The 13,540-nt window shown below is 40.8% G+C and carries 12 protein-coding genes; 3 read left to right on the top strand and 9 right to left on the bottom strand.

The genetic code is table 11. The annotated features are described in order from the left end of the window. Positions 1 to 78: 78 nt before the first annotated feature. On the bottom strand, positions 79 to 1,740 hold the full coding sequence (locus tag QWZ17_RS27395; protein WP_290308538.1) for a M61 family metallopeptidase: 1,662 nt from the start codon (positions 1,738 to 1,740) through the stop codon (positions 79 to 81). A 326-nt stretch (positions 1,741 to 2,066) separates the two neighbouring features. Then, positions 2,067 to 3,071, bottom strand: coding sequence for a zinc-binding dehydrogenase (locus QWZ17_RS27390; RefSeq protein WP_290308537.1), 1,005 nt, complete (start codon positions 3,069 to 3,071; stop codon positions 2,067 to 2,069). Positions 3,072 to 3,171: 100 nt separating this feature from the next. Here QWZ17_RS27390 and QWZ17_RS27385 point away from each other — a divergent pair, with 100 nt between their 5' ends. Next, positions 3,172 to 3,528: a winged helix-turn-helix transcriptional regulator gene (locus QWZ17_RS27385; protein ID WP_290308536.1), complete on the top strand. Its 357-nt coding sequence runs from the start codon at positions 3,172 to 3,174 to the stop codon at positions 3,526 to 3,528. A gap of 348 nt (positions 3,529 to 3,876) precedes the next feature. Here QWZ17_RS27385 and QWZ17_RS27380 read toward each other — a convergent pair whose 3' ends face one another. Together QWZ17_RS27380 and QWZ17_RS27375 are read right to left on the bottom strand one after the other, a co-directional pair. Beyond that, positions 3,877 to 4,791, bottom strand: a complete 915-nt coding sequence (locus QWZ17_RS27380) for a helix-turn-helix domain-containing protein (protein ID WP_290308535.1) — start codon at positions 4,789 to 4,791, stop codon at positions 3,877 to 3,879. Between the two features lie 54 nt (positions 4,792 to 4,845). Continuing rightward, positions 4,846 to 5,883: an aldo/keto reductase gene (locus tag QWZ17_RS27375; protein ID WP_290308534.1), complete on the bottom strand. Its 1,038-nt coding sequence runs from the start codon at positions 5,881 to 5,883 to the stop codon at positions 4,846 to 4,848. 334 nt (positions 5,884 to 6,217) lie between these two features. Here QWZ17_RS27375 and QWZ17_RS27370 point away from each other — a divergent pair, with 334 nt between their 5' ends. Further along, complete coding sequence (locus tag QWZ17_RS27370) at positions 6,218 to 6,997, top strand: helix-turn-helix transcriptional regulator (RefSeq protein WP_290308533.1); 780 nt, start codon at positions 6,218 to 6,220, stop codon at positions 6,995 to 6,997. Between the two features lie 71 nt (positions 6,998 to 7,068). Then, on the top strand, positions 7,069 to 8,514 hold the full coding sequence (locus tag QWZ17_RS27365; protein ID WP_290308532.1) for an alpha/beta hydrolase-fold protein: 1,446 nt from the start codon (positions 7,069 to 7,071) through the stop codon (positions 8,512 to 8,514). Positions 8,515 to 9,346: 832 nt separating this feature from the next. Here the strand turns inward: QWZ17_RS27365 and QWZ17_RS27360 are convergent. The 5 genes from QWZ17_RS27360 to QWZ17_RS27340 all read right to left on the bottom strand — a co-directional run bounded on the left by QWZ17_RS27360 (position 9,347) and on the right by QWZ17_RS27340 (position 13,538). After that, positions 9,347 to 9,892 (bottom strand): fasciclin domain-containing protein, encoded by a 546-nt coding sequence (locus QWZ17_RS27360; RefSeq protein ID WP_290308531.1) that lies wholly within the window; start codon positions 9,890 to 9,892, stop codon positions 9,347 to 9,349. A gap of 207 nt (positions 9,893 to 10,099) precedes the next feature. Next, complete coding sequence (locus tag QWZ17_RS27355) at positions 10,100 to 11,026, bottom strand: alpha/beta fold hydrolase (protein WP_290308530.1); 927 nt, start codon at positions 11,024 to 11,026, stop codon at positions 10,100 to 10,102. Positions 11,027 to 11,049: 23 nt separating this feature from the next. After that, positions 11,050 to 11,931, bottom strand: a complete 882-nt coding sequence (locus tag QWZ17_RS27350) for an NmrA family NAD(P)-binding protein (RefSeq protein ID WP_290308528.1) — start codon at positions 11,929 to 11,931, stop codon at positions 11,050 to 11,052. A 79-nt stretch (positions 11,932 to 12,010) separates the two neighbouring features. Next, on the bottom strand, positions 12,011 to 12,574 hold the full coding sequence (locus QWZ17_RS27345; RefSeq protein WP_290308527.1) for a Crp/Fnr family transcriptional regulator: 564 nt from the start codon (positions 12,572 to 12,574) through the stop codon (positions 12,011 to 12,013). 151 nt (positions 12,575 to 12,725) lie between these two features. Next, positions 12,726 to 13,538 (bottom strand): SDR family oxidoreductase, encoded by an 813-nt coding sequence (locus QWZ17_RS27340; protein ID WP_290308526.1) that lies wholly within the window; start codon positions 13,536 to 13,538, stop codon positions 12,726 to 12,728. Positions 13,539 to 13,540 lie beyond the last annotated feature (2 nt).

The raw sequence follows: 13,540 nt of genomic DNA, 5'->3' as shown, positions 1-13,540 counted from the left end.
AAGATTATTTTATTTCCAGAGCTATTCCAGCCATTTTTTTCGGGTAGTCGTTTGTTCAGCTGTTAAATCCGCTTCGCTTTAGATATGGTATTGGACGTAAGGTCTCCGCAGCAGTTTTACTTTAAACGTCATCGGTAACCCATCACGTAATGCGGATACTCCGATTACATCGCCTGGCTTTTTGTTTTTTACAGCTGCTGAAAGATCAATAACAGGTGAGTTATCAATACCTGTAATGATGTCATTCACATTCAGCCCGGCCTGGTAAAAACTGCTGTTCCGCACCATTTCAGTAATTTTGAGGTTGCCGTTTATGGGTTCGGTATAAGTTCCGACCCAGGGATTGTTGGTGCCGGCATTCTCATCAACAAGTTTATACCCGGCGAAATTCAAATAATGGTCGATGTCAATTGGTAAGGTCCCGTTAATATAATTTTTATAAAATTTAGAAAGATTCCTGTTTGTAAACTTTTCCGTTCCGGTCCGGAACTCTAAATCGGTATAGCCCCGGTGCCGTTTTTTCTCATAAAGATCATACATATAGCGCATGGCGTCGTCCAGCCGGTATGCACCATGTGAGTCATGAATGATCTCCAGATCCAGCAACATCGCTATAAGCGCCCCCTGGTTATAGTAGTTAATCGTACTATTCGCTGAGTTTTCATTGTGCCGGTAAAGCTTGATCCAGGCATCAAAACTAGCTTCAGCAAGCGACTCATATGGTCGGCCTGATTGATTAACTACAAAACTGATATTCTGAGAAAGTTCATGTAGATAGTAATTGACGGAGAATAGTTTCGTGCGATTAACCGTAGTATTTTCGTAATAACGCGTAAACCCTTCTACAATCCAAAGCTCGCTCGTGTAGTTTTCACGATCATAATTAAACGGGCCTAACGCAATTGGCCGCAGTCTTTTACCGTTCCACAAGTGGAAATGCTCGTGCGCCATCACATTCAAAAAGATATGATAAAGCGTACTGTCGGTAAACATATCTCTGGAGAGTTCCACAACTGAAGAATTTAAATGTTCCAGACCGTCGCCGGTTAATTGCTGGTAATTGTGAAGAATAAAAAGGTAATTCCGATTGGGGTTCTCTCCAAAAATTTCAGTCTGCTTTTCGATGACCCTGGTTAGATCCTTCACCATCCGCTGCTTATTATAATTTCCTGACCCGTATATGACCATTTGATAATTGGTATTTTTGACTTTAAAATTAATTAGATCCTGGTTGCCAATTTCAAATGGAGAATCAAACAAAACGTTATAATTAGGCGCGAAAAAAGTATTTGAATCACCTTTAATTGGGGCGAGACTCGTAGAAACGGTTGTCCAATTCTTGTAAGGCAGGACATGAACTATCGAAGCCGTGGTTAACATTCCTGATGGATAAATAAAAATTCCGGGATTTGACAAAAAAGCATGTGAAATGTCTGCAAAACTATTCTGGACCGAACGTTCAAAAGCATAGACCGTATATTTTATAATAACGGTATGAATGTGGGGGGTGTAAACTGCCCATTCATTCTTCGCAACCTTATGCACCTGTAGATTTTGGTCTTCATGCTCCGCGGTGAGCATTTCAACACTTTTCGAGAACTCTCTGATCAGGTAAGATCCCGGGATCCAGACCGGCATTTTTAATAACAGATGAGATTGATGAATTCCGGTTACGGCCATTTTTACCTGGATTTCATGTGTTTCCGGTGAAGGGAAAGAAACTGTGTAAACGATGGACATTCTGGGCGTGGCTAAGATCTTACACGGAAACGCCGTGACCAATAGATAAAAAAAAAGAAAGAATTTAAATTTATTTAACATGAAAACAATGGTGAATAGCTTATTTCCATTTCCTCACAACTATATTCTAAATGAACCTTTAAGACACCGTTATTAGAACGTCTTAGCCTCCGCGCAAATTTCCCGAGTCGGCTGTCATTATTATGGTGAGCATTTAAGTTTTAACAGTTACCATATGGTGACCGTTAAAACTTTTACCTCCCTAAAAATCAATCATATAATTCTGTGATTTTACATCCGTTATTTTGAATAATCTAATACCGGATTTATTTAAATGGGTGGAGAATTGCTTTTGCGCCATCTTCAGTGGAAAAAGCGAGTGCATCTGCAATATCCTCCAGTTTAAACGAAGGCCCTCGCTTAGTCTTAAAATGGGGCATGTGGATAATTTCGCTTATTGCTTGCATTGCTCTTTCTAGTTCCGGCAAATCAAGCACGGTCGCCGACCTGAAATTGCTGAATCCTTTAATGGTGATCCCGCGAATCAATGCGCTGGTGTGTACCGTTAACGGGGTTGATCCTCCAAGAAATCCATAGGCATAGATCGTCGTATTGTTGGGTAACACGTCAATGATGTCATTTAATATGGTGCCGCCTACACCGTCAAAAACTGCCGTTGCAGATAAGGCTTGTGCAAGATCTTTCAGCTGGTTTTTAAAATCTGCGTCCCCCTGAACCAGAACATGCCGCGCGCCCAGGTCTAATAATTCCTCTTTTGCTTCCGCTGTCCGGACTATAGCGATGTGTGGAATATTATAGGCCAAACAGATGCCGGCCATAGCAATTCCTGTAGCCGATGTGCCTGCTGTAGTAATAATAGCTTTATGGCCTTCCAACTGTATTTGTTTTAAAAATGCATAAGGCGTAATGATATTCACCAGTGAACCGGAATAGTCAAGCATGTCGACTGAATCCGGAAGGATTACACAATCCAGGTAATGCACATGTGCATATTGCGACCAGGTACCCACGATATGATTGCTTGGGACTAGTGAGCGATAAATGGCTACGTGTTTTCCTATGTATTCCTCCGGTACATTGTCGCCAGCTTCCACAACGTTACCAACCCCTGACACGCCATATATCTCATATTTACTTAATACCAGGCCGATCGGAAAGGTGCGACCGATAAATGACTTATCGCCTGGGTTGATACCACAAGCTCCCATTTTGATCAGCAGGTGCTTGGGTTCTGCTTTAACAGGCATGGGAACGTTTTGTAATTCCACACCGCCCGGTGTAGAGCATATGGCTTTCATCGAGTTTTTCATACTTTCTTATTGATTTGTTTGCAAAAATATTCCCAATGCTATACTTTTACAAGTAGTACACAAAAACTGTATTAGTATTAAAAACTATAGCTATTTGATAATGAGTGAGAATAAAATTGAAAAACGAAAAAATATATTGTGTGCCGTTGAATATGCGGTCTCATTGTTAAGTGGAAAATGGAAATTACCGATACTCAATGCCCTGATTAAAGAAAGCCCCAAAAGGTTCAAGGTCCTGGAACGGGAGGTTCGCGGGATAACGCCGACAATGCTCACTTCGCAGTTGCGCGAGCTGGAGGCTGATGGGCTGATTAGTCGCCAGATTTTCGCGACCGTACCTCCAACGGTTGAATATAGTCTCACGGAGTTAGGCAGTTCTACCATGCCGATGATGGATGAATTGAAAAAATGGGGATTGTTACATAAAGGAAATATGAATAGTAGTCCTGATATTTAATTTATCGCACACTATCAGTTATAAAAAACGATTAGTAACTATAGATACTAACTCCGAGAACTCATCTTTATTTAAATTTATCGATGATCTCTTTTAGATTAATATTTTAACCAATTTCGATATAGATAAATAACTTAAGTTCCGATAAGCAGCTAAAAATTTAAAATCAGAAAATATTTCACTATTAATTGAAGTAAACTGTCAGAACGTTTAAACCAATAGGAAGGCCTCAGATGAATTTTAGACAGTAAAAAGATTCGAAGTTGACAATGGACAGCACGTTAATTATTTAATTTCGCCCGGTAATAATTATAAATCACCATAGTATTAAATGCCTCTAAAGGATAGTTAATTATAACTCTGTCGGAATTGTATCGGGGTTAAATTAGTTTTACTTTTAAAAAGCTTGCTGAAGGACTGAGGGTATTCAAATCCTAATTGGTAGGCAATTTCACTGACCGTAAGATTTGTCATTACCAAAATTTCTTTTGATTTTTCGATCAGTCTATGATGTATATGTTGCTGTGTATTTTGCCCTGTTAAACTGCGTAGCATATCGCTTAAATAAGAAGACGAAACGTTTAATTCAGCGGCTATTTTTTCAACAGTAGGTAAGGTCGAGTGTGAATCGGCAGAAAAATACTTATCCAGAACCTCATCAAAGCTGGCTAGCAAATCATTCGAAGCCATTTTCCTGGAAATAAACTGCCGATTATAAAATCGGTTAGCGTAATTGAATAAAAGTTCCAGGTTAGAGACAATTACATCCTGGCTGAAATTATCTAATCTTGACTCTATTTCCTTTTGAATGTTTTGCAGGATGTTTTCGATAACTTTTTCCTCCAGGCTGGAAAGATGCAATGCTTCGTTGACGCTATAGGAGAAAAAACCATAGTTTTTTATAACTCTGCTTAATGGATATTGCCTGATTAAGTCAGGGTGAAATAACAATGACCATCCATCAGTGTTTCTGTCTTCGCCTCTGTCAATACTAATGATTTGGTTTGGAGCTACGAAAGACATGATTCCATCATCAAAATCATAGTGATTTTTCCCATACTTTAGTTTCCCTTTAAAACTTCTTTTAATTGAAATATTATAAAAATTCAACAGCAGTTTAGACCCGGAAAACGCACTGGGCTCATTCGTACTGGCATGATCGATGATCGTGACCAGGGGGTTCAACGGCCCGGGAAGACCCATAAAAGAATGTAACTCTTTTACCGTTCTTAAAGTCAGTATATCCGTTTCCTTATTATTCATAGTAAATAATTATGACAGGCAATTAAAAAACTACCTGTCATAGAATTTGAAAATTTAGGCGTTTAAAAAGTCAACGCCGGCACCTCGGTCCATAGTCATTACTTCCAATACGTTAGCCGGATATTCAACGGGTAATTTACTGATTTCTTTTAATTGATTTAATTCATCTGCTGTAAACTCGACACTAACCGACTTTAAGTTGTCTTGTAGCTGGTGTAATTTTGTTGCACCAATGATAACACTGCTGACAACAGGCTGATGCAGCAGCCATGCAATAGCCAGTTGAGAAATGGAAACTTGTTTTTGTGATGCCATTGGTACAAGCACATCTAATACGTCATAGGCTCTTTCTTCATGAAATGGCGGGAACGGGAAGCTGCTTAATCTGCCTCCTTCTTTTTTTCCGTCTCTTTTATATTTGCCGGTCAACAGCCCCCCGCTTAAAGGGCTCCACACCATCATCCCTACTTTCTGATCATGCAATAACGGGACAATCTCGCGCTCTACATCTCTTACATCCAGTGAATAATTTACCTGCAGGGAGGCAAACCTGTCTAAATGATTATATTGAGAATAGGCTAAACCTTTCATCAGCTGCCATGCAGAGATATTACTCGAGCCGAAATACCTGATCTTACCGCTCCTTACTAAATCATCAAGCGTCCTTATAGTTTCTTCTATCGGTGTTAACGGGTCTGCAGTGTGAATCTGATAAAGATCAATATAATCGGTACCAAGCCTTTTCAGGCTCCCTTCCACTTGCTGAATAATATGCTTTTTTGAAAGCCCCCTGTCGTTTTCACTTTTACCCATCGAACCTCTGACCTTTGTCGCCAAAACCAGGTCATCGCGATTGATAGACAAATTTTTAATTGCCTGACCAATCATAACTTCCGACAGTCCCTCAGAATAAATATTTGCGGTATCAATAAAATTAACACCAGCCTGTATAGCCGTTCCAATTTGTTCATCAACCTGATCCTGGTCAAGATTACCCATATAGCCAAAGAAACCTTTTCCGCCATAATTCATAGTGCCCAAACAAAGTGTGGAGACTTTTAAACCTGTATTTCCTAAAATTTTATACTTCATTTTTGTCGTTTAATTATGAAGTCAAATGTCATGAGTAAACAGGTAACGGTTGTATCCAAAACGCATTACTTTGTGTTCATAACGGGTTAAGGTTTGTAATAAAGTTTCTTAATAAAAATATTCTATTAAATCTATTGGATGATTTCATACTACAAAGATCCGGTGATGTGCGTAACAGTAATTTTAGAATTCGGGTTTGACTTGTTCGAAATCAACATTTTTATAACCGTACGGTAGGTGTTCGCTTACGAGACAGCTTTTCAATCAAATACCATGCATGTAGTTAACTATCAGACAATTGAAACTTTGGCACGAAATTTACGAACGAATTCGTATGAACAAGCCCCTATTGGTCGAAGAGATTACCAGTACTACCGATAGCTTCGATATCAGAGTTTCTACTCGTTTTGGCGCAGGAAACGGCCCAGGCAAACATGAGCATGAACACCCTAGCCTGGTTTTCATCCTTTCTGGCGGCTGCGCTGAGAAAAGACAATGTGGGAATTATGAACGAAGAGCCGCTGACCTTACATATTTACATGCAGGTGAAGCGCACGAAACTATATTCACCTCGATACCTACACGCTATCTGTCTCTTGACATCAAGCCGACTGCGTTGTCGGAAAATAATATCAGAGAAGAGCGACTGATCAATGCCATACATCAATCGCCTGATGCCAAATTCCTGATCTTAAAAATGTATCGGGAAATGCTCCACAATGACGCACATAGCACCGACTCGATCCATATGCTGTTTTACCAGCTCATCTGCACTTCACAAACGATACATAAAAAAAAGATCCCGGCGTGGATCACCATTGTACAGGAGATACTTCATGACCGGTGGAACGAAACGATCACTTTGCTGGAGTTATCCCAAGTATCTGGTGTTAATCCCATTACCATTTCTAAACATTTTTCCTCCTTTTTCGGCTGCACGCTGGGCGATTATCTGCGGAAACAAAAAGTAGAGCGTTCTTTATCCCTCATTAAGCATACCGCCACTCCGCTGACGCAAATAGCTTACCTTTGTAACTTTTCAGATCAAAGCCATTTCATCCGGAATTTCAGGAACTATACCTCGCTTACACCTAAACAGTATCAAAAATTATAAAAAGGCAAATCCCATTCTATTTTCAGGCTATTTCTTCAGCTACCTTTAATCATCAACTTAAAATAACTCAAATGAAATATTATATCCTGTTATTCTTCCTGCTACTGGTGACCTTTGCAAAGGCTCAAAGATTTTATGTCAGCTATAAACCCTCTGTTTATAAAGGCCCGTTTACAGGAAACGTGATCCTGTATCTTTCCAACAAAAACGAAAATCCAAAAAATGAAACAGGCTGGCCCTGTTACCGGATGAAGGTAAAAAATATCATGCCTGATCAGCAGATCGTATTTGACGACTCGGCCCTGTCTTATCCAACACTTTTATCCAGGGCGCCGCGCGGCAATTATTATGTACAAGCGGTATGGGATCTGAATATTGATGGACGTATTATCGGGCAAAGCACCGGGAATATGTTTAACAGCAGCCGAAAGGTAAATTTGAATGATACCAAAGAGGCCTTTGCCTTAGTTTGTGATCAGGTGGTTCCGCCCCCGGTTTTTGCTAACAGCAAATATGTAAAACAAATTAAGGTCAGCTCCAAATTGTTGACCAAATTCAGCCATAAGCAGGAGTACATTCAGGGCGCGGTGATCCTGCCCAAGCAATACTATACCGAAACCAAAAGGCGTTTCCCGGTCTATTTCATGATCGCTGGTTTCGGCGGCGGCTATATCCATTATTCAAAGTCGGAGAGCAGTGATACTGCGGCCTCCGTTCCATTGGATACCGTTGCCTGTATCAAAGTTTACCTCGATGGGGATTGTTCGCTGGGGCATAGCGCCTATGCCAACAGTGATAATAATGGCCCTGTCGGTGATGCATTCGCTTATGAGTTTATTCCGCAGTTGGATAAACAGTACCGGACGAACGGCGCACGCCTGATTCGGGGACATAGCAGCGGCGGCTGGACAGTGGTGTATCTGCTTACGCATTATCCGAAGCTTTTCGTAGCCGGAAATGCCAGCGCGCCTGACCCGGTGGATTTTCGTCGGTTTTCATCCACCAACCTGTACCAGGATAGAAAGCTGAACCGTTATGTCGACGGCCTGACCATGGACAGGCCGTCGATACTCGACAGTGTTGTTTACGACAAACCGAATATCACACATAGCATTGAAGGTGTTTTTTACCGCGGGCAGCAAAATGTTTCTTTTGACGCCGTTTTTGGCCCCAAAGGCTCTGACATGTTGCCGGAACGTATGTTTGACCCCGAAACGTTGCTTATCAACCCTGCTGTAGTTAACTATTGGAAACGGTACGACCTCACGCAATATGTCATCGCGCGCTGGCCTGACTTAAAAAAAGACTTGCAGGGGAAATTACGGATCTCGGTGGGGACAGAGGATACAGAGCAGTGTCCCGCCGTGCGGTTAATGGAAGAAGAGATGAAAAAGCTCGGAGCCGGCATCACGTTTGCTTACTATCCCGGTGACCATTTTAGCGTGGTAACAGGGGAATATAAGAAAGCGTGGGATGAGTTTTTGCTCAAAAGGTACCTGGAATGGCTTAAGTTATAAGAAAAGTAAAATCTGGCAAAGTGTTTTGGGCTAAATTGACAGCGATTTCATAATCTATTTTTAGGACTAATACAGGTAATTGCGCTGAAACATAATAAAGGGCGTATTATCAAAGTAATAAAATAGCAGTTTGCGTAGGTCTGCTATTAACATCACTCTGTAAACAACCGAAAAAAATTATTTAATCAGTTGTATAGGCAATGTAGATGCTGCTCAAAATAGTTTATTAGCCGTATCCGGCCCTTTAGGCAGGTTGTTGGCCAATAACTATTTGTCGTGCGGTCAGTAATGATACTTTCTTGGACCGATCAGGTTAAGGTGCGGCAATGATGGGACGCAACGACGATTCTGCCGCCCGGAATCATTCGCAGGCTTGAAATAGCAAACTGCCCTTCCGAAATAATTCGGAATGAGCACCCGAAGGGCATCAAGGTGTACCCTAGGTTGTCCTTGATAGTTTGCGGTTAAAGCCTGAATAATATACGGCGTTAAAAGATTTTATCATCTTTTGCGGGAACAAGCAAGGGCATGGCTGGTGGAAAGCGCAGAAATGCCCGGATTAAGCGCAGCTTACTGTGGCATTTCGGTATGAGCGCAGGTATTCGCCAGTTATGCGCTTGTTGCGTGGTGTGGCCAAGATTATCCGAGAATATAGGATGATTATTTCCTCAAATGGCATTTTGTATATTTAGTAAGTACCCTTAGTTGCAGGGTGATCTGGTAACCAGAACATTCCGAAATCATTGACTCGTTGGTGACGAATATCAAAATTACTGTATAAAAAAAGCCCGGTAATTGACTACCAGGCTTTCTTAGAAATTTAAATGTTTTATTAATTTGGTAGTAACACATTATCCACAACGTGTATTACGCCGTTACTTTGCAGTACATCAGCAATCGTAACAGTTGCAGTCCCGCCTTTTTCATCAGTGATAATCACTTTTTTACCTTTTAACGAGGCTATCAATAGGCCACCTTGGACTGTTTTCAATTCAGCTTTTCCGTTATTCTTCTTTATTAAGTCGATTAACTCAGCGGCGGTGACTTTACCGGCAACAACATGGTAAGTTAGAATCTTTGTCAAAGCTTCTTTATTTTCCGGTTTAACAAGGTTATCAACTGTTCCTGCTGGTAATTTATTAAAGGCCTCATTGGTTGGCGCAAATACGGTAAAAGGTCCTGCAGATGATAATGTTTCAACTAGTCCTGCTGCTTTAACAGCTGCTACTAATGTAGTATGGTCTTTGGAATTCACAGCATTTTCAACAATGTTTTTAGTTGGAGACATCTCTGCACCTCCGACCATTTTGTTTTGTGCATAGGTTTTAGGTGCGGCAAAAGCTGCTAATACAAGCACGACGATCAAGATTTTTTTCATTTTACTTTTTAATAATTTATGATGAAACGTCTTATTGTATATTTTAGTATTATATTTCAATAATTAGTACTAAAAAGTATAAAAAATATTTTCAGTACTTTAATAATTCGAGATTTTACCGCATATCAATCTATCAATTTATAAAATCCAATAAATTACTTTGAACCTAAATTTTGGTCCGGTTTGGCTAAACTTAAAAATTAATCTTTAAATAAGTTCGAGAAACTCAGTAACAAGCTTTAAGACAGCATCCGGTTTTTCTTCCGCCAAATAATGTCCGCTATCTAATATTCCGGTAACCGTGCAATTTTTTGCTACATAAGGTAACCCTATTTTCATATAATTATAGCTAATATAGCTGCCTATTGCAAGTACCGGCATCTCCAAGATAGAATAACTTTTAGCATCTTCAATATCTTGCGTAAATGTTTGATACCAGGCATTGGACGCACGAATGTCGTCTACCCGGTTATAAACGGATGCATAAACCGCACGGTCAAATTCTGACATTTTGGTTTCATCGATCATTACATAGGAAAATAGCCAGTCAAGCAAATACTGAAATCTCCCTTCAAGAATTTTTTCTGGTAATTCTTTAACCTGATTAAATCCCATCCACCAGGCATAAGATGCATTGCCATCCATTTTTTTAGTAAAGCTGCCGGGTGCGGGTATTAACGGCATTTGCATGATACCCTCGCCAGGATGAGCACCATCCATCACGATCAGTTTTTGCGTTGCTTCCGGATAATTAAAAGCGAAACTCATTGCGACCATGCCACCGATATCATGTCCTAGTATATTTATCTGTTCATGCCCTAGCTGACGGATGAGTTCATAAACATCTTTAGCCATATTTTTCTTTTCATATCCAGAGGCTGGTTTTCCAGAGCTTCCCATGCCCCGTATGTCAACGATTATCAAATGGTGGTTTTTCGCTAATTCCGGCGCGATGGTATGGAATGAATACCAGGTTTGCGGCCAGCCGGGCAAGCAAACTAAGGGCTTACCGGCCCCGCCTTCGACATAATGCAGCCGAACACCGTTTACATTCTCATAGCGGTTAACGAATCCTGGCCATTGTTTTATCAGCTCCTCATCAGCGTAAGGAGACATTTCCATTTCTTTAATCATGTTTTTCTTTTTAAAAGTGACGGTTAAATGTATGATTCAACTGCTTCCCAGTTGATACCGGTATAGCGGGAGTTATCAAGTGCCGGATGATGTATGGAAAACATACTGTAGAGGTATTGTGCCTGCTGCCAGCCTGGGTATAGTTGTTGTTCACCTTCAGGATGAGTGGCGCGCTGCATCTTGTTGAAGGCAGAGAACTCCTCCATAGAGCCCATACTTACCAGTTGGAATTTTTGATCTTTATGCTTTTCACTTAAATCTACAAGCATTTCAGGGCTTACCCGGAAACTCGCTATCCTCAGAAAACGTGGGGAACTTTTGTCCATTGCTGTAGCGGCGGTGAATTCCGCTGTATTATCCATCGTCGTAAAGTCAATCTCCCAATCGGTCTTATCGTCATAATAGCCGATTGTTTTTTCAGGCACATTAAACAACGGCGTATTGTACCGCAGGATATCGGCAAAGCAACCATTAAAAATGGAAGTGGCTTTTATTGGAAGGCTGTCAAGGTACTGCTGGAATTCTTTCCTGAAGTCAAAATTCCGGTTCTCTCCTTTAGGCATTAAGGTAAAATCGCAGGAAAAATCAGATGGGATGAAACGGGGAACGCTCGCTGCAACAGCGGCATTTAAAAGGTTTAACTGGGCATCCACAATCACATGATGTAAACCAGTTATGGCAGAAATGATACAATGGACACCGTTACATGCGCTAATAAGTTCCTGTTGATTTGACCAGTCGACCTCGAAAACGTCAACTCCATCTTTTTCCAGCGCTTCAATAATTTCTTTGTTACTCCCGCTTCGCACAATTGCTCTCACTTGAGCATTTCTTTTTAATAATTCACGGCAGATCTTCTGTCCTAAATTTCCCGTAGCTCCTGCTACTAATATGGTACTGTTCATCTTTGTCATCATTTTTTTTTATGATACAAAGCTACCGCAGTAAGCTGCGCTAAAAACTACCATATGGTAGTTAATGAACTTACCTGATCTTTTTTCTGATCCTGCTGAGAGCGTTCGGGGTAATGCCCAGATAGGATGCCAATTGTTTCACCGGAACTTTTTGGAGGTAACCTGGTACTTTTAAAAACGCTAAGTATCGCTCTTCAGCGGTCTTCGTTTGAAAACTAATGATCTCATCGATCATCCTTACTGCCATAGATTCCCAGGTCTTCCTGCCAAATTCCTGCCAGGCAGGAATTTGCTTATAGAGGGTTTCCATATCCGCTTTATCGATATAAAGCAGCTCAGTTTTTTCAATTGCTTCTATATTGAAGCGGGTAGGTTTCTGCGGACTGAGGCTGGAAATTTCTGCAAAGAATTCGTTTTCGAAAACTATCCAGGCAGTGAGTTGCTGGTCGAATTCGCCAAAAAAAAAACGTAAAGCTCCTGAACTGATATAAAAATATTGGTTGGCAATTTGACCACTTTTTAAAACAAACTGCCCCTTTTCAACGTTTTTTATTTTAAACTTATCCAGTATTAACTGAAGGTCTGCCTCCCTAATAAACACCCTTGATTTTATAAAATCTGCAAAGTCTTTCATCGGAGCCTGTGAAATAATTTTAAGATCGCTAACTTAATCAAAATATACAAGCGCTAAAGCCTGTCTTAATCATTGATATCGACGATAATCTCAACACATAAGTTTGGGATCATGTCAAGTATTTAACCGCTCCTGGATAGGTATGCCCGGCTTATTTTCCAAAGAAACGAATATCGATTGCTTTTCGGAATTTTTCGCCGCCAAGCTCCAGGCGCTGCATATAAATATTCTTAGCATCTTCACCGGCAATATATCTTAACCGCTTTTGGCCATCTGTTGCTGCCTCAAAAATTACTTTCGCAATTTGTTCAGGTGTTGAATGCTGTGCAGTTCGGGAAGGATCTGCAAATACCTCTAGTACCTTATTCAACGGTTCAGTATACTCAGGATGATTTGTCAATACGAGGGAACGACCTGCAAAATCGGTTCTAATTCCCCCGGGGGAAACCGTTTTTACATCAATGCCAAACTGTCCTAATTCATAGGAAAGACTTTCACACCAACCTTCTAATGCCCATTTAGTAGCGTGATAAACGGAATTAAAGGGGAAGGTTACTAATCCACCTATGGATGTTGTGGTAAGAAAAATACCCGATTTTCTTTCTCTGAATAGTGGTATGAATGCTTTTGTCACCCTCATTACGCCTAAGAGGTTGGTGTTGATTTGTCGCGTAAGCTGTTCGTCGGTTGTGCCTTCCAGCGGGCCGGAAAGACCATATCCGGCATTATTGAATACGACATCAGGTACAACTTTTGTAGCAACATTTACAGCAACATCAATTATTTGCTCGGGATCGGTCACATCAAGTGCCATGACTTTAATATTAGGATAGCCGCTCAGGTCTATGTCTTTTTCGGGACTGCGCATTGTGGCGATTACATTCCAGCCGCGGAGGGCGAATAGTATGGCCGTAGCTTTACCTAATCCGGTTGAGGCACCGGTAATAAAAATAGTTTTTACCATTT

It is taken from the genome of Mucilaginibacter flavus (assembly GCF_030409315.1).
Lineage (GTDB): Bacteria > Bacteroidota > Bacteroidia > Sphingobacteriales > Sphingobacteriaceae > Mucilaginibacter > Mucilaginibacter flavus.
The sequence above is the reverse complement of the archived record's forward strand: the minus strand, read 5'-3'. Positions and strand labels throughout refer to the sequence as shown.